Raw genomic sequence first — 15,258 nt, forward strand, 5'->3', positions numbered from 1 at the left:
TAACGAACCCCACCGACATCAGAGCAGTGTTCGCCAGTACGACCAGAACTGCTCGGCGATCAGGCTCAGCACCAGCACCGCCCACACCGTCAGTACGACGCCATGGAAGGCGAACCGCCGGCGCAGGTTGTGCAGCGTGACGTACCAGAAGATCGGGATCGTCACCGCCCACACGACCATGCAGTACGGGCACAGCGCCCCGATCCGGTACAGGCTCTGGAAGATCAGCCAGTGCACGAAGCCGACTCCGAACGTCACCCCTGCCTGCAACCCCAGCCAGAACCACCGACGGAACGACGCCCCGGCCAGCAGTGCAGCGCCGACCGTCGCGATCACGGCGAACCCGGCGATGCCGATCAGCGGGTTGGGGAACCCGAAGGCCTCGGCCTGCGGCTTGGTCATCACCGAGCCGCAGGACAGCACCGGGTTGATGCTGCAGGACGGCACGTACGCCGGGTCGCGCAGGATCGCGATCTTCTCGACCGTGAGCACCGCCGAAGCGGCCAGCCCGATCAGGCCGCCGACCAGCAGGAACCAGGGCAGCAACCGAGGGAACGGCTCGTGCCGTTCCCTCAGCCCACTGCTAGCCGAGCTCGGCATCGATGCTCTTGACCAGGTCGTCGTACGACCTCGGCTCGAGCCTCTTCCCGTTCAGGAAGAACGTCGGCGTGCCCTGCACCCCGAGCGCCTCGCCGTCGGCGACGTCCTTCTTGATCCGCTCCAGCGTGGCCGGGTCGGCGTAGGCCTTGTCGTACGCCGCCAGGTCGAGACCGAGGTCCATGGCGAACCCACGGAACCGGTCGTCGGCCGGGACCCGCTGCTCACCCCACTCGGCCTGGGTGTCGTACATCTTCTGGTACATCAGCTCGAACTTGCCCTGCTGCGCCGCCGCCTCGACCGCGCGGGCGGCCCGCTCGGCGTTGAAGTGCGACGGGATCGGGAAGTACCGGACCACGAACGTGACCCGGCCGGCGTAGTCCTTGCGCAGCTGCTCGACCGCCGGGTACGCCGCCCGGCAGGACTCGCACTCGAAGTCGAGGAACTCGACGAACGTCACTTTGTTGTCGGCGGCAACGTTCAGCTTGTGGCTGTCCGGCCGGACCAGGCGTTCGTCGACAGCGGCCGTGGCCGGAGCTTGGGTGCCCGCGTCGTCGGAGCCGGCGGCGTTCGCCACCAGCAGGACACCGACCACGAGGACGAAGGCGGCCGCGACGGCGACCGAGATTCGGGTGTTCAGACTCATAGCGGACCTCTTCGGGAAATCAAGCGGAGAACAGCAGGAGCAGGCCGCCGACCGTGTAGGCGACCATGACGACGAGCAGCGGGATCTGGCCCGCGAGCGCCCTGCCGCGGGCGAACAGCGCGACCGCCCGGTCGTGGGCGGAGACGACTCCCAGCAGGTGACCGGCGACCACGGCGCCGACCTGGATGGTCGCGATCGCCGCCGGGTAGTTCGTCAGTGCCGCGTTCACGCCGAGCAGGCCGGTGCCGAACACGTTCCAGCCGTTGCTGAGCGGGTCGCTGAGCAGGATCAGCGTGCGCTGACCTTCGAGCACCAGCAGCGTGAAGTAGTGCGCGACGACGTACCCGAGCACGATCGGCACCACCGAGTGCGCGAACATCCCCGGCAGCGCCGCCCGCGACGACATCCGCCCGGCCAGCACGGTCGCCGCCGAGTACGTCACCAGCACGAACACCACGAAGCCCGCCAGGGCGAGCGTGCCGAGCAGGGTCTGCGAGTAGCCCGAGTTCTGTGCCCAGGCGATCCACAGGGTGCTGCGGGAGAAGCCGTCGTACGCCGTCGACCCGAGCAGGGTCGCGACCAGACCGACCAGGCCGGGGCGGGGTGTCAGGCTGTCCAGGTTCTCGAGCGGACGCCGTACGACGATCGCTCCGTCGGTACGGCGGCCCCACGGCGAGAGCTTGGCCATCAACGTCGCGTAGGCCTCGAACGGATCCGCGGAGGCGAACCACCGGTCTCCGAACAGCACCGCGCCGAACAGGACGTAGACGACGTACAGCGCGAGCCAGGTCTGCAGGACGAGCAGGGTCGCCCGGTCCGGCGCGACCAGTTCCAGCCAGGCGAAGGCGAAGATCCCGACCGCGGCGGGCCACAGCCCGACGCGGGGTGACAACTCCAGCAGGCCCTGGCGCGGGTTGTGTCGTAGCAGGCGGCAGACCAGCAGGTGCAGGGTGCGCAGCGGGTTCAGGGTCCGCCACACCGGTCCCAGCAGCAGTGACACCGGGACCAGGCCGACCCACACCAGGATGTAGACGACCCCGAAGATCGGGTTCGTCAGCCGGTCCGCGCCGGCCAGCAACGCCAGCCCCGCGTAGAGGAACGCCGCCAGACCGAACAGCCGGACCGCCCACCGCAACCACGGCGAGTCCAAGGCGTTCGCCAGCGCCGACGGCAACGCCGTACCGGACCTGGCGCCGCGGTAGCGCGGCGTGCGCCAGGCGACGGCCAGGATCACGAACGACAACGTGATCGCGACCCCGGCCCCGGCCACGGCGAACCCCAGCGGGATCGGCAGGTCCTGACGACCGCCGATCCCGTGGAGCGCGATCACGAGACCTGCAGCTTGAAGAGGAGTTTGCCGGTTTCGTGCGTCTCCACCTCGAAGATTCCCTTGGTGAAGGTGGCGAACTCGACCGATCCGGACTTGCCCGGCTTCAGGTCCAGGGTCTTGTCGTAGCCGTGCACGTGCAGGGAGTCGGCGACGTCACTGACCGCGTTGATCCGGACCGTCTGGCCGGGCTTCGCCTTCACCACCGCGGAACCGGTCGAGACCTTGCCACCGGCGATCGACACGTCGACGGTGACGTCCGCCGTGGGTGTTGGGACCTTCGTCGGTACGGCGGTTGGTTTGGCAGTGGGGGTTGCAGTGGGGGTCGCTGTGGGGGTCGGCGTAGGCGTGGGGGTCTGTGAGGCGGCCGGTGTCTCGGCGTTCCCGCAGCTGGTCAGGGCAAGAGCGAGCAGGCAGGCGGCAGCGATGCCGCGAATTGAGAGCCGCACGGCGGCGTCCTTTCGGGGAGAAAGAGGGCATGCGTGAGGAGCTCACGCACGTGAGGACGGCGTCAGGCGGACGTCACGTTCGCAGGATGCAGAGCCTGGTCAGATCAGGGGCTGCAGAAGCCACGCCTGGGCGTGGTGGGGCCGGCGTCACGGTGGCGAGGCGGGGCGCCTCGGCGAACCGCACGCGGCGCAGGAACAGGCCGACGGCCAGCAGGAGCAGGAAGGAGCCGGTAGCGAGGGTGAGACACGCCAGCGCGTGCTTGTGGTTCACCGGGTCGACGGCCAGCGTGTCCGGGGCGGTCATGGCGACCTGCTCGAGCCGCTCCATCACGCCGTGCGGATCCAGCGGCAGGACGAGCGCCACCGAGGTCGTCGAGACCTCGGCGGGCCGTTCCGGCGACAGGTCGCTCAGCCCGTGCAGCGCGAACACGCCAAGCAGCGCTCCCAGCAACACCAGGGAGCGCAGCAACTGTCGCGCCATCTTCATCACCGGACAGGGTAGCGGCTAGGGCATCCTGGTGAGGGGCGAGGGAGGTTCGGTGTGGGCAGGGACAACGTGGTGCGGGTGGCCTTGGTGCTGGCGGCCGGGCGCGGTCTCCGGATGCGGTCGGACCAGCCGAAGGCGTTGCGCCGGGTCGGCGGCACCAGCCTGCTGGAGCGCTCGGTCCGGGTCCTGCGCCGGGCCGGCATCGAGCGCGTGGTCGTCGTGCTCGGCTACCGCGCCGACGACGTCATCGCCGCGATCAAGGTCCGCGACCTGCCGGTGGAGGTCGTCGTCAACCACGACTGGGAGAGCGGTACGGCGTCCTCGGTGCTGACCGGTCTCAGCGTGGTCGGCGACCGGCGCTGCCTGGTCGTGCTGGGCGACCACGTGTTCGAGGCGGACGACGTGCGGCGACTGATCGAGACGCCGACCGGGAACGTCGCCGCCGTCGACCGATCAGGTCGACCAGCGATCGCCAAGGGCAGCACACCGCCGAACCGGGTCCGGCTGGAGGACGACGGGTCCGTCGCCGGCCTCGGTCCGGACCTCGACGAGTACGACGCTGTGGACGCGGGGATGGCCGTGGTCGACGTACAGGACGTGCTGCTGGTGAACTACCGGCGCCGGGAGTCTTGGCTGGAGCTCCGGCAGCAACTGCTCGCGCACGGTTGCGTGATGCAGTCGCGGGACGTGCAGGGTCTGTGGGCGGATGTGGACACGCCGGAGACAATTCGAGCGCTTGAACGGTCCATGTGGCGGCGCTACGGCCCCAAGCCCACCGACGGGGTCGTTGCCCGCGTGCTCAACCGGCGGATCTCCGGACCGCTCACCCGCATGCTGCTGCGCACTCGTCTTGCACCTGACGTGGCGACCGCCGTGGCCTTCGTGGTGACGCTGGTGGCTGCAGGATTGATCGCAACCGGTGACCGGTGGTTGATGGTGGCGGGCGGGCTCGGAGTTGTCCTCGGGTCGGCGCTCGACGGTGTCGACGGTGAGCTCGCGCGGATCGGCGCGAAGGCTTCCCCTCGTGGTGCGGCTCTGGACACGCTGCTGGATCGGTACGCCGATCTGGCTGTCGTACTAGCGCTTGTTTTGGCCGGTGGAAGCTGGAGCTGGGGATTCGCTGCAGCGGTTGGCTGTCTGCTCATCTCCTACGTGCATGCAGTGGGGCGGGACACCGACGTACGGCTGTTGTTCCGGCGTGAGTTCCGGCTGCTGATCTTCGCGATCTCCGCGATCGCGGGCGTTCCGCTATGGGGACTGATCGTAGTTGCGGTGGCCGCGAACGCCGATGCGGTCCGTGGTGTCGTGCTGTTGTTGCGTGCTCTGCGTAACACCTAGTTGTAGCTGACGATGTAGCAAGCGGGTGGGGACCTAGGTGGCGTGGGTTCTGCGTGGGCTCAGGGGGGTGGTGTCGATGGTTCGGGCGTTGGGGTTGGCTGCTGCACTGATCATGGTGCCGGCCGTGACGAGTTGCGGGCAGGACACGGAGCCACCGAGCGCGGAACCGCCACCGATCGTGATTCCGACGTTCACCACGGCGAAGCCGGCGGCAGACTGCTCCCAGTCCGACCTCAAGCTTCCGGCGGTGGCAGGCAACGAGGGAGTGCTGCTGGAGGCCAGCACGGACGACACCGGTACGTCGCTGCTGCTCAAGAACACCGGGAACCTGTCAGTGCTCGTCGTACCGGACTCGGACTGGTCCACGCGGGTGACCACCGCGCCGCCGGCCAACCCGACCGACGCGGCGTCGAAGGCTGCGCTGGTCGCGGTCACCCGCGCCGGCGGTCTCCAGACGGTGCGCGAACTGCCCGTGGGAATCCCGCAGAGCCAGGTGTTCATCGTGCCGCCGCAGTGGGCGGTCTGCGGACTGACCGACGACGTCAGCAAGGTCGCGGGCCTGCGGTACCTGCGCGAGAAGACGACCAGCGCGGAGTACTTCCTGGTGAAGGCACTCGCCGACGAGGCCTACGCCCGCTCCAAGCCGCCGTCCGCGCAGAAGCTCAACCGGACTCTGCTGAGCTGTGCGCGCGGCACGCAGCAACTGCTGAAGGAGAGCCCCGACCTGCCCGACATCGAGCTCTACGCCCAGGTCCTGGACCGTGAGTCCACCTGCCGGACGAGCTTCAAGTCCCTGCTGTCCATCAGCGAACGCACCACCCAGCAGACCGTCACCCGCGTCCTGAACCTCCTCGAACGGGCCCCGAGACTCCTGGAAAACACCACCCTCCTCGAGGCCCTGGCCCACCGCTGAGCGAGTGTCAGCCGACCAGGCCGTTCTGTGCCAGGGCTGAGCGCGGTTCGCGGCCTGGTGGCTGGGTGGGGCGAGGGAGGAGCGGGGTGCGTTTGTTGAGCGGGCGGGTGATCGGTTCCTCCGGCGTGATCGTGACCATCTCACCCGCGTGCTTGAAGGACACGCTGCAGTTGGCGCCGTCATGGACCGTGTAGGTCACCTCGACGCCGTTGATGTCCACCTTCAGCCGCGCACCTCGCCAGCGGATCGAGAACACCAGCCGCGACATGCCCTGCGGCAGCGCCGGGTCGAAGCACAAGCATCCGTCGCGTTCCCGCAACCCACCGAAGCCGGCCACCAACGCGGTCCACGCCCCGGCCAGCGACGCCATGTGCAGGCCGTCGCCGGTGTTGTGGTGCAGGTTCCGCATGTCGATCAGCGCGGCCTCGTACGCGTAGTCGTAGGCGAGGTCGAGGTGACCCACCTCCGCCGCCATCACCGCCTGCACGCACGCCGACAACGACGAGTCGCGCACCGTCAGGCGTTCGTAGTAGTCGAAGTTGCGCGCCTTCTCCTCCGGCGTGAACGAGTCTCCACACCAGTACGTCGCAAGCATCAGGTCCGCCTGCTTGACCACCTGCTTGCGGTACAGCTGGAAGTACGGCGCGTGCAGCATCAACGGGTACTTGCCCTTGTACGACTCGAAGTCCCACTCGGCGTACCCGGTGAACCCCTCGGACTGCGGATGCACCCCGAGCTCCGCGTCGTACGGGATGTGCACGGCGGCCGCCGCGTCCCGCCAGCTTGCTTCCTCTTCGCTGTCGACGCCGAGCTCGCGCGCCTTGGCCGGATGCCGTAGGGCGATCGCCGCGGCGGCCTGCAGGTTCCGGCAGGCCATCAGGTTGGTGAAGACGTTGTCGTCGGCAACCGCGCTGTACTCGTCCGGGCCGGTGACGCCGGGCAGGTGCCAGCGGCCGTGCCGGTCGTGGTGCCCCAGCGACATCCACAGCCGCGCGGTCTCCACCAACAGCTCGAGCCCGACCTCCTCGAGGAACTCCTCGTCCGCGGTCGCGGTGTGGTGCCGCATCACCGCTTCGGCGATGTCCGCGTTGATGTGGAAGGCCGCCGTACCCGCCGGCCAGTAGCCCGAGCACTCCTGGCCCCGGATCGTCCGCCACGGGAACGCGGCGCCGCGAAGACCCAGTACGGCGGCGCGCTCACGAGCCAGCTCGAGTGTCGAGTGCCGCCAGCGGAGCGCATCGGCAGCAGCATCGGGCAGCGTGTAGTTCAGGACCGGCAGGACGAAGCCTTCGGTGTCCCAGAACGTGTGGCCGTCGTATCCGGCGCCGGTCAGGCCCTTCGACGGGATCGCCCGCCGCTCGGCCCGCGCGCCGGCCTGCAGCACGTGGAACAGCGCGAACCGGACTGCCTGCTGCAGCTCGGGATGCCCGTGCACCTCGACGTCGGCGCCGTCCCAGAAGTCGTCCAGGAACTCCGCCTGCTGCCCGGTCAGCCCGTCCCAGCCGGAGAACCGCGCGCTGGCCAGCGCCGCCGCGACCTGGTCCCGGATCGCCGTCTCCGTCCGCAGGCTCGACCAGCCGTAGGCCAGGTACTTCACCACGCGCAGGGTCTCCCCCGGCTGGAGCTGGCAGATCACCGTCGACCGCGCCCAGTTCTCGCGGACGTCGAGGTCCATCGCGTACCGCACCGAGGTGTCGACCTCGTGCGCCATCGCGGCCGCCATCAACTGCCGGCTGCGCGTCGTCCGGTGGATCAGGACGACGCCGTTCTCGCCGCCGTCGTGGCTGACCGGCTTGAGCGGGTTGTCGAGCACCGCCGCGACGCGTGGGTCGTCGGAGAGCTTCGGCTGCGTCTCGTTCGCGACCAGCTCGGACTGGATCACGAAGCGGGCGGGCTGGTCGATCGGCTCGACGACGTACTCGATCGCGGCTACCGCGCGCTGGGTCAGCGAGACCATCCGGCGGCTGCGGACGTGGATCCGCTTGCCGCCCGGCGAGGTCCAGTCCACGTCGCGTTCCAGGATGCCGGTGCGGAAGTCGAGCGAGCGCTCGTGGCGGCTCAGGTAGCCGTAGCGGAGGTCGAACGGCGAGTCGTCCACCATCAGCCGGATCAGCTTGCCGTTGGTGACGTCGACCAGGGTCTGGCCGGACTCCGGGTAGCCGTAGCCGGCCTCGGCGTACGGGAGCGGGCGCTGCTCGTAGAAGGAGTTCAGGTAGGTGCCCGGGATCGCGTACGGCTCGCCTTCGTCGAGGTTGCCGCGCAGCCCGATGTGACCGTTCGACAGCGCGAACAGCGACTCGGACTGGGCCAGCTTGTCCAGCTGGAGCCGGGTCTCGCGCAACCGCCACGGCTCGATCGGGTGGTGCCCGCGGTCGATCATCGGCCCTCCAGAAGTTCCGCCAGGTCGCGGACGACGACGTCCGCGCCGTGCGCCGTGAGCTCTTCGGCCTGCCCCACCCGGTCGACGCCGACCACCAGCCCGAAGGCCCCGGCCCGGCCTGCGGCCACGCCGGCCAGCGCGTCCTCGAACACCACTGCCTCGCGCGGATCCAGGCCGAACAGGTCAGCAGCCCTCAGGAACGTGTCGGGCGCGGGTTTGCCGCGCAGCCCGTCGGTCCGGATCGTCACCCCGTCCACCACTTCCTCGATGTACTGCGCGAGTCCGGTGACGTCGAGCACTTCGCGGGTGTTGGCGCTGGAGGACACCACGGCCCGGCGCAGTCCGGCCTTCTCGGCCTCCTGCAGGTACCGCCGGGAGCCCTCGAACACTTCGACGCCCTCGGTCCGGATCCGCCGCTGGACAGCCAGGTTCTTGCGGTTGCCGAGGCCGTTCACCGTCAGCGCGTCCGGCGGATCGTCCGAGGAGCCCTCCGGCAAGCTGATCCCGCGGGCGGCGAGGAAGTCGCGGACGCCGTCGACCCGTGGCTTGCCGTCGACGTGGGCGTCGTACTCGTCCCGGGCGCCGAACGGCCGGTACGGGATGCCGTGCTGCGCGGAGTACGTCCGGAGGAACTCGTCGAACATCTCCTTCCACGCGGCGGCGTGCACCGCCGCCGTGTCGGTCAGCACACCGTCCAGATCGAACAAGCAGGCCCGGATCTCCGTCGGCAGTCCCAGCATGCCTCCAGACTAGTCAGACAGGTGGGCCGGAAGCCCGAAGGCAGGGAACCGCGAGTACCCGAATGTCGTGATCTCCGCGATCTCGCCGTCGCTGACCCGCAGGACGTCGAGCTTGAACGCGCGGAACACCGTGTCGCCCGGTCGGCGCAGGTACGACGCCGCCGCGGGCAGCCGGTTGGCCGACGTCGGCACCAGCCGCCAGTCGCCGTCCCGGTCCGGCCCGAACGCCCGCTGCAGCAGCGGCCGCAGTCCGTCCAGGCCCGCGAACGACAGCTGGTCCGGCGGCATCGAGATCCGGATGTCCTCGGCCGCGATCGCGATCGCCCCGGCCGCGTCGCACCGCTCGTGCGCGTCGATGAACCGCGCCAGCACGTCCCGCTCCTCGGCGGTCGGCCGCGGCGCACTCCAGTCGGTACGACGAGCCGGCAAGCGTTGCTGCATCGTCGTACGGGCACGTTGCAAGGCACTGTTCGCCGCAGCCACGCTGGTCTCGAGCAGCTCGGCCGTGTCGTTGGCCGACCAGCCAAGCACGTCCCGTGCGATCAATGCAGCCCGCTGGCGGGCCGGTAGCGACTGCAGTGCGACCAGGAACGCCAGCTCGATCGTCTCGCGGTCGACAGCGACCGCGTCGGGTTGGTTGTCGGGCGGGGCGATCTCGTCGAGCAGCTGGTCCGGGTACGGCTGCAGCCAGACCATCTCCCCCGGCGACGCGGCCTGCCGCCGGGCGTGTCGGCGGGCCACGTCCAGGCACACGTTGGTGGCGATCCGGTAGAGCCACGCCCGGAAGTACGTCCGGCCGTCGTACCCGTCCCGGCCGCGCCATGCCCGCAGCAACGTCTCCTGCACGGCGTCCTCCGCGTCGTCGAAGGACGCCAGCATCCGGTAGCAGTGCACATGCAGCTCCCGCCGGTGCCGCCCAGCCAGGTCGGCGAACGCGGACTCGTCACCCGCGAACGCCGCCTCTTCGAGCGTGGTCACAGCCGAGCGGGGTTCGTTTTGTGAACCTCCTGGACCGTCCAGCCGTTGCCGTCGGGGTCCTGGAAGTTCAGGAACGTGCCGTAGTCCGAGCGGTCCGGGTGCAGACCGCCCTGCTGGCCTTCGGCGGTGAAGTGGAAAGGCTCGCTCACCTCGATACCCCGCTCGACCAGGTCGGCGCGGGCCGCCTCGATGTCGTTCACGACCAGGTGCGTGCCCTGGTACGTCCCGGGCGGCGCAGTCGTCAGGCCGGTGCCGATCGTGATCGAACAGGCCGAGCCCGGCGGGGTCAGCTGCACCACCCGGAACGAGTCGCCCGCGCTGTGGTCGACGTCCTCGCGGAAGCCGAGCTGCTCGGTGTAGAACTTCTTGGCCCGGTCCACGTCCGACACCGGGACGATGACGAGTTCGAGTTTCCAGTCCATCTGCGGCCTCCCGCGGTTCGGGTCGGTCACAGTCTGACCGACGCTGTTGTCAGGTGAAACGACAGCGCCGGCCAGAACTCATCGGTCCGGCGATGAGTCTTTCCGGAAGAGGTCCGCGAACCAGTCGAGCTGGGCGTCCTGCTGGTAGGTCTGGCCGCCCTCGTGCTCGTTGTGGGAGTAGACCTTGATCTCCTTGGCCGGCTCGCCGCCCGACGCGGTGCCGTAGGCGTTGTAGGCCGCGAACACCGTCGACGGCGGGCAGACCGGGTCCATCAGCGCGACCGAGAACAGCGTCGGCGCCGTGGCCAGCCGGCCGAGGTTGACGCCGTCGAAGTAGCTCAGCGTCCGGTACGCCGTCTCGACCTGGTCCCGGAACCCCTTCAGGTACCGGGTGATCTCGCCGTACGGGTCCTTGTCGGTGATCTGCAGCGCCCGCTCGAAGTGGCACAGGAACGGTACGTCGGGCGCGCAGCCGAGCACCTCGATCCCGGCCAGGCCGGCCAGCCCGGCGGCCGCGATCGAGATCCCGCCGCCCTGGCTGCCGCCGGTGACGATGATCCGGCCCGGGTCCACGAACTCCGACGTCCGGGCCGCCTCGAGCGCGCGGACGGCGTCGACGAAGACGCGGCGGTAGTAGTAGGTCTCCGGGTCGGTGATACCCGCGGTCATGAACCCCGGGGTGTGGTTGAGACCGGCGTACGCGCTGTCGTCGGGGGTGGCGCCCGGGTTCCCGCCGCTGTAGCCCTGGCCGCGGGTGTCCATCACGAAGTGCGCGTACCCGGCCTGCGCCCACAGGTTGGTGGTGTGCGGGAAGCCGCGGCCGCCGGAGTACCCGAAGTACTGCACGACGGTCGGCAGCGGCCCGGTCGCGCCGGCCGGCACGTGCAGCCAGCCCTTGATCGGAGTGCCGCCGAAACCGGCGAACGTCACGTCGTAGGTGTCGATGACGCTGAGCTTGTTGTCGACGGCGGTGAAGGTGGCGGACAGGTCGTCGGTGCGCGCCTTCTCGATGGATCGGCGCCAGAAGTCGGCGAGGTCGGCGGGCGCGGCCACCTCGGGCCGGTACGCGCGGAGCTTGTCGAGGGAAAGGTCGAACATGGCCATGAGCGATCAATCTAAGCCAGGCACGACGGCGCGGTCCCGGAGGTGTCCGAACTCGGACAGGGACGCGAACTCTTGACGGGGTATTCCACTTGTGGTGTCCTCAAGAGGCATTCCACTTGTGTCATACCCCAGCAGGAGGCGCGGCCATGAAGCTCGAGCACATCCTTCTCGGCGTCCTGCTGACGCGCCCCAGCACCGGCTACGACCTGAAGCGCTACATGGACACCCATGGCCGCTTCCAGCGCCCGAACACCACGATGAGCCAGGTCTACCGGGTGCTGGCCGCGATGGAGGACCGCGGCTGGGTCTGGCACACCGTCGAGCCCCGCCCGGGCGCCCAGGACGCGAAGACCTACCGGGTCACCGACGAGGGCGTCACGGTCTTCCTGGACTGGCTCACCACGCCGTACACGCCGACCACTGTGCTGTCCCGGGATCCCGGGTTCTTCGGGCGGCTGGCGTTCAGCGGCTTCCTCCAGGTCGAGCAGGTCATCGAGCTGCTGGACCGCGAGATCAACGCGCGGCAACTGCAGATCAAGCGCTTCCGCGATCGGGACCGGACGCTCCCACAGGAGCCAGAGATCCCGTTCGACGCCGAGCTTCACGAACTGGTCGCAGAGGCGGCGCACCAGCGCGGCGCCCAGTCGATGGACCACCACGTTGCCTGGTGCATCGAGCTTCGCGACGAGCTCCGGCGCCGGCTGCCCAAGCAGCGCCTGCGCGCCGTCGACTGACCTAGCGGCACCTCACACGCCCCTCAGGGAGCACAGCTATGCCTTCTTCCAGGCCGAACGTGCTGTGGATCAGTACGCACGACATCAACCCCCACCTCGGCTGCTACACCGGGGTCTGGCCCGGCGCCGAGCAGGCGACCACGCCGTACCTCGACACGCTCGCCGCTGACGGGATCCGATTCGACCGCGCGTTCGCGGCCGCCCCGGTCTGCGGGCCGTCGCGCAGCGCCATCGTCACCGGCTGCTTCCCACCGGCCATCGGCACGATGCACATGCGAACCCGGGCCACTCCCCCGGCCGACGTCCGGCTGCTCCCGCAGTACTTCCGGGAAGCCGGCTACTGGACCGGCAACAGCGCGTTCACCGATTTCCAGCTCGACGTGCCGGACCCCGTGTACGACGAGCTCGGCGACCACGCGCACTGGCGGCTCCGCGAGGACCCGGACCAGCCGTTTTTCATGGCGTTCCACGGGCTGATCACGCACGAGTCGCAGCTCTACCTGACCGATGACGAGTTCGCCCGCCGGACGCCGGACGCGACCCGGGTCGAGCAGGTCGACGTACCGCCGTATCACCCGGACACCGAGGTCTTCCGTACGGCGTGGAAGCGGTATCTGGAGCTGGTCAGCCAGATGGACCACTGGGTCGGCACGATCCTGCGGGAGCTCGAAGAGGACGGTCTCGCGGACGACACCATCGTGGTGTTCTGGAGCGACCACGGACTCGGAATGCCGCGCGGCAAGCGCTGGGCGAGCGAGCTCGGACTCCGCGAACCGCTGATCGTTCGCTGGCCGGGGAAGGTGTCGCCAGGGGCTTACAAGGATCCGGTTGCTCTGCTGGACCTTGCGCCAACCATGCTCGCAATGTGCGGGCTCGACGTACCCGGGCATCTGCATGGTGACGTGCTGCTCGGCTCGGACGGCGTACCTCGGAAGCGTCGGGACGAGTACGTGGTGAGTGCTCGGGACCGGATGGGTGAGCAGGAGGACACGTCGCGAACCATCCGCGATCGGCGCTTCCGCTACACCCGTCACCTGCATCCGGACCGGTCGCCGATGGGCCACTGCGAGTACCCGGACCACTTGGCCACCTGGGCCGAGCTGCGCCGGTTGCACGCCCAGGAAGCCCACCAGCAGTTGGCGTTCGGGCAGCTGCCGTCCGTCCTCACCGACCTGCAGCGATCGATCGTTGCCGCGAGCAAACCTGCCGAGGAGCTCTACGACGTCGAGGCCGATCCGCACGAACAGCACAACCTCGCCGGCCTGCCCGAGTACGACGACGTCCGCGAGCGACTGTCCGACGCACTGGACGCCTGGCTGGCCAAGGTCGGCGACCTCGGGCAGCTTCCCGAACGCGAGCTCCTGGCCTCGTGGAATCCCCGGCCGCGCTGCGCAGAACCCGTGATCGAGACAGCCGACGGGCTGCTCACGATCACCTGCCCGACTGACGGCGCGACCGTCGGCTGGACCACCGATCCGTCCAGTGACGACGAGAGTCGCCACTGGCACCTGTACACCGAACCGTTCACCCCTGCCGAACCGATCTGGGTGAAGGGCTGGCGCATCGGCTTCGACGCCAGTGCCGACGTACCGATTCCCACTTCCACCCGCTAAGGAGCTCACCATGCTCATCCGCCGCTGCAGCGCGGTCCTCGCCGCTGCCGCACTCGTCGCCGGTGTCGGTGCATGCTCCGGCGCCGGTGCCGGCAGCTCGTCGGCCGCCAAGACGTTGACCATCGCCAACGCCCTCGACAACAACTCGTTCGACCCGACGCAGCTCAACATCGGCAACCAGATGCAGTACTGGTCGCCGGTCTTCGACACGCTGCTGAAGCGCGACAAGGACAACAAGCTGCAGCCGTCGCTGGCGACCGCGTGGAAGTACGACGCGAGCCGGACCAACCTGAACCTGAAGCTGAAGAGCGGCGTGAAGTTCACCGACGGCACGCCGTTCGACGCCGCCGCGGTCAAGGCGAACATGGCCAACCTCGCCGCCGGGACCGGGCAGAACTCCTACATGACCCGGTCGATCGGCTCGTACCAGATCGTCAGCCCGACCGAGCTCAACCTGAAGCTCAAGTCACCTGATCCCGGCCTGATCGACTACCTGGCCAGCGTCGGCGGGGTGATGGCCAGCCCCAGGTCGCTGACGGCGGCGGCCGTCGCGACCGCGCCGGTCGGCAGCGGCCCGTACGTGCTGGACAAGGCCGGGACCGTTGCCGGCAGCACCTACACCTACACGCGGAACCCGGGCTACTCGAATGCGGCCGCCTTCCCGTACGACAAGGTCGTCATCAAGCCGATGAACGACCTGACCGCACGGCTGAACGCGCTCAAGGCCGGTCAGGTCAACGCGACCATCACCGACACCAACTCGCTCGCCGACGCCAAGCGCAGCGGCCTGACCGTCAACACCACACCGGTGAATTGGGTCGGCCTGCTGCTGATGGACCGCGACGGCAAGTTGGTCCCGGCGCTGAAGGACCTCCGGGTCCGCCAGGCGATCAACCTGGCGTTCGACCGGGAGGCGATCCTGAAGAACGTCTCGCACGGCGAGGGCTCGCTCACCACCCAGATCTTCAACGCCGCCGGCGACGGCTACGACAAGTCGCTCGACGGGCAGTACACGTACGACGTGCCGAAGGCCAAGCAGCTCCTGGCCGACGCCGGCTATGCAGGAGGCTTCACCATCACGATGCCGGAGTCCGCGGGATTCGCGCAGTACAACGCGATTATCGGGCAGCAGCTCGCGGCGGTAGGCATCACGGTGAAGTGGGTCAAGACCCCGGCCAACGCGATCATTCCGGCAATCCTGTCCGGCAAGTACCCGGTCGCGTTCATGACGCTGGGCAGCCAGTCGGCCTGGCAGGACATCCAGAAAGCGGTCACCCGGAAGTCTCCGTGGAACCCGCTCAAGGCCGGCGACCCGGAGCTCGACAAGCTGCTGGCCACCGCGCAGACGGCGTCCGAGGCCGAGCTGCCGGCGGCGATGAAGGCGGTCAGCAAGTGGCTGGTGGACAACGCCTGGTTCGCACCGTGGTACCGGGAGAACAGCGTCTACCTGAGCGATGCCCGGACCGCCGTCGACATGCAGGCGTACAACGTGGCGCCGCCGGTCAGCGCCTTCGGGCCGAAGGAGTGACC

At 69.1% G+C, this 15,258-nt stretch carries 15 protein-coding genes; 5 read left to right on the plus strand and 10 right to left on the minus strand.

Translation table 11 applies throughout. The features are described 5' to 3' along the window. Positions 1-18: 18 nt before the first annotated feature. The 5 genes from AB0H36_RS26310 to AB0H36_RS26330 all read right to left on the minus strand — a co-directional run bounded on the left by AB0H36_RS26310 (position 19) and on the right by AB0H36_RS26330 (position 3,506). The gene (locus tag AB0H36_RS26310; protein ID WP_360528674.1) at positions 19-600 is read right to left on the minus strand and encodes a vitamin K epoxide reductase family protein; all 582 of its coding nucleotides are present in this window, start codon (positions 598-600) and stop codon (positions 19-21) included. Next, positions 584-1,243, minus strand: coding sequence for a thioredoxin domain-containing protein (locus AB0H36_RS26315; RefSeq protein ID WP_360528677.1), 660 nt, complete (start codon positions 1,241-1,243; stop codon positions 584-586). The genes AB0H36_RS26310 and AB0H36_RS26315 overlap by 17 nt, the downstream gene beginning before the upstream one ends. 19 nt (positions 1,244-1,262) lie before the next feature. Further along, on the minus strand, positions 1,263-2,573 hold the full coding sequence (locus AB0H36_RS26320) for a hypothetical protein (protein WP_360528680.1): 1,311 nt from the start codon (positions 2,571-2,573) through the stop codon (positions 1,263-1,265). Further along, positions 2,570-3,019 carry a hypothetical protein gene (locus AB0H36_RS26325; protein WP_360528683.1) on the minus strand — a complete coding sequence of 150 codons (450 nt, stop codon included), beginning with the start codon at positions 3,017-3,019 and terminating at the stop codon, positions 2,570-2,572. The genes AB0H36_RS26320 and AB0H36_RS26325 overlap by 4 nt, the downstream gene beginning before the upstream one ends. A gap of 73 nt (positions 3,020-3,092) precedes the next feature. After that, positions 3,093-3,506, minus strand: a complete 414-nt coding sequence (locus tag AB0H36_RS26330; RefSeq protein WP_360528686.1) for a hypothetical protein — start codon at positions 3,504-3,506, stop codon at positions 3,093-3,095. Positions 3,507-3,560: 54 nt separating this feature from the next. On the opposite strand from AB0H36_RS26330, the gene AB0H36_RS26335 reads away from it, so the two are divergent. Together AB0H36_RS26335 and AB0H36_RS26340 are read left to right on the plus strand one after the other, a co-directional pair. After that, the gene (locus AB0H36_RS26335; RefSeq protein ID WP_360528689.1) at positions 3,561-4,844 is read left to right on the plus strand and encodes an NTP transferase domain-containing protein; all 1,284 of its coding nucleotides are present in this window, start codon (positions 3,561-3,563) and stop codon (positions 4,842-4,844) included. 76 nt (positions 4,845-4,920) lie between these two features. Beyond that, positions 4,921-5,757 carry a hypothetical protein gene (locus tag AB0H36_RS26340; RefSeq protein ID WP_360528692.1) on the plus strand — a complete coding sequence of 279 codons (837 nt, stop codon included), beginning with the start codon at positions 4,921-4,923 and terminating at the stop codon, positions 5,755-5,757. Between the two features lie 7 nt (positions 5,758-5,764). Here the strand turns inward: AB0H36_RS26340 and AB0H36_RS26345 are convergent, their stop codons facing one another. From AB0H36_RS26345 to AB0H36_RS26365, 5 genes are all read right to left on the minus strand, one after another. Continuing rightward, complete coding sequence (locus AB0H36_RS26345; RefSeq protein ID WP_360528695.1) at positions 5,765-8,137, minus strand: glycoside hydrolase family 65 protein; 2,373 nt, start codon at positions 8,135-8,137, stop codon at positions 5,765-5,767. Further along, positions 8,134-8,877 (minus strand): beta-phosphoglucomutase family hydrolase, encoded by a 744-nt coding sequence (locus AB0H36_RS26350; RefSeq protein ID WP_360528698.1) that lies wholly within the window; start codon positions 8,875-8,877, stop codon positions 8,134-8,136. The genes AB0H36_RS26345 and AB0H36_RS26350 overlap by 4 nt, the downstream gene beginning before the upstream one ends. Positions 8,878-8,886: 9 nt before the next feature. Further along, a complete protein-coding gene (locus AB0H36_RS26355; protein ID WP_360528701.1) occupies positions 8,887-9,855 on the minus strand; it encodes an RNA polymerase subunit sigma-70 in 969 nt (322 codons plus the stop codon). Next, positions 9,852-10,277 carry a VOC family protein gene (locus AB0H36_RS26360; RefSeq protein WP_360528704.1) on the minus strand — a complete coding sequence of 142 codons (426 nt, stop codon included), beginning with the start codon at positions 10,275-10,277 and terminating at the stop codon, positions 9,852-9,854. The genes AB0H36_RS26355 and AB0H36_RS26360 overlap by 4 nt, the downstream gene beginning before the upstream one ends. Before the next feature lie 78 nt (positions 10,278-10,355). After that, a complete protein-coding gene (locus AB0H36_RS26365; RefSeq protein WP_360528707.1) occupies positions 10,356-11,381 on the minus strand; it encodes an acetylxylan esterase in 1,026 nt (341 codons plus the stop codon). 146 nt (positions 11,382-11,527) lie between these two features. Here AB0H36_RS26365 and AB0H36_RS26370 point away from each other — a divergent pair, with 146 nt between their 5' ends. The 3 genes from AB0H36_RS26370 to AB0H36_RS26380 are packed head-to-tail and all read left to right on the plus strand — an operon-like array spanning position 11,528 to position 15,256. After that, on the plus strand, positions 11,528-12,115 hold the full coding sequence (locus AB0H36_RS26370; protein WP_360528710.1) for a PadR family transcriptional regulator: 588 nt from the start codon (positions 11,528-11,530) through the stop codon (positions 12,113-12,115). A gap of 38 nt (positions 12,116-12,153) precedes the next feature. Next, the gene (locus tag AB0H36_RS26375) at positions 12,154-13,728 is read left to right on the plus strand and encodes a sulfatase (protein ID WP_360528713.1); all 1,575 of its coding nucleotides are present in this window, start codon (positions 12,154-12,156) and stop codon (positions 13,726-13,728) included. 10 nt (positions 13,729-13,738) lie between these two features. After that, entirely contained in the window at positions 13,739-15,256 is a 1,518-nt protein-coding gene (locus tag AB0H36_RS26380; RefSeq protein WP_360528716.1) for an ABC transporter substrate-binding protein, read from the plus strand. The last annotated feature ends 2 nt before the right edge of the window (positions 15,257-15,258 follow it).

The sequence above is a fragment of the Kribbella sp. NPDC050820 genome (genome assembly GCF_040653975.1).
In the GTDB taxonomy this organism is placed as follows: Bacteria; Actinomycetota; Actinomycetes; order Propionibacteriales; family Kribbellaceae; genus Kribbella.

What these genes read in the sequence shown, in the direction of transcription:
- AB0H36_RS26310 (WP_360528674.1), bottom strand. Translation starts at nt 600, where the DNA reads ATGCCGAGCTCGGCTAGCAGTGGGCTGAGGGAACGGCACGAGCCGTTC.
- AB0H36_RS26315 (WP_360528677.1), bottom strand. Translation starts at nt 1,243, where the DNA reads ATGAGTCTGAACACCCGAATCTCGGTCGCCGTCGCGGCCGCCTTCGTC.
- AB0H36_RS26330 (WP_360528686.1), bottom strand. Translation starts at nt 3,506, where the DNA reads ATGAAGATGGCGCGACAGTTGCTGCGCTCCCTGGTGTTGCTGGGAGCG.
- AB0H36_RS26340 (WP_360528692.1), top strand. Translation starts at nt 4,921, where the DNA reads ATGGTTCGGGCGTTGGGGTTGGCTGCTGCACTGATCATGGTGCCGGCC.
- AB0H36_RS26345 (WP_360528695.1), bottom strand. Translation starts at nt 8,137, where the DNA reads ATGATCGACCGCGGGCACCACCCGATCGAGCCGTGGCGGTTGCGCGAG.
- AB0H36_RS26350 (WP_360528698.1), bottom strand. Translation starts at nt 8,877, where the DNA reads ATGCTGGGACTGCCGACGGAGATCCGGGCCTGCTTGTTCGATCTGGAC.
- AB0H36_RS26360 (WP_360528704.1), bottom strand. Translation starts at nt 10,277, where the DNA reads ATGGACTGGAAACTCGAACTCGTCATCGTCCCGGTGTCGGACGTGGAC.
- AB0H36_RS26365 (WP_360528707.1), bottom strand. Translation starts at nt 11,381, where the DNA reads ATGGCCATGTTCGACCTTTCCCTCGACAAGCTCCGCGCGTACCGGCCC.
- AB0H36_RS26370 (WP_360528710.1), top strand. Translation starts at nt 11,528, where the DNA reads ATGAAGCTCGAGCACATCCTTCTCGGCGTCCTGCTGACGCGCCCCAGC.
- AB0H36_RS26375 (WP_360528713.1), top strand. Translation starts at nt 12,154, where the DNA reads ATGCCTTCTTCCAGGCCGAACGTGCTGTGGATCAGTACGCACGACATC.
- AB0H36_RS26380 (WP_360528716.1), top strand. Translation starts at nt 13,739, where the DNA reads ATGCTCATCCGCCGCTGCAGCGCGGTCCTCGCCGCTGCCGCACTCGTC.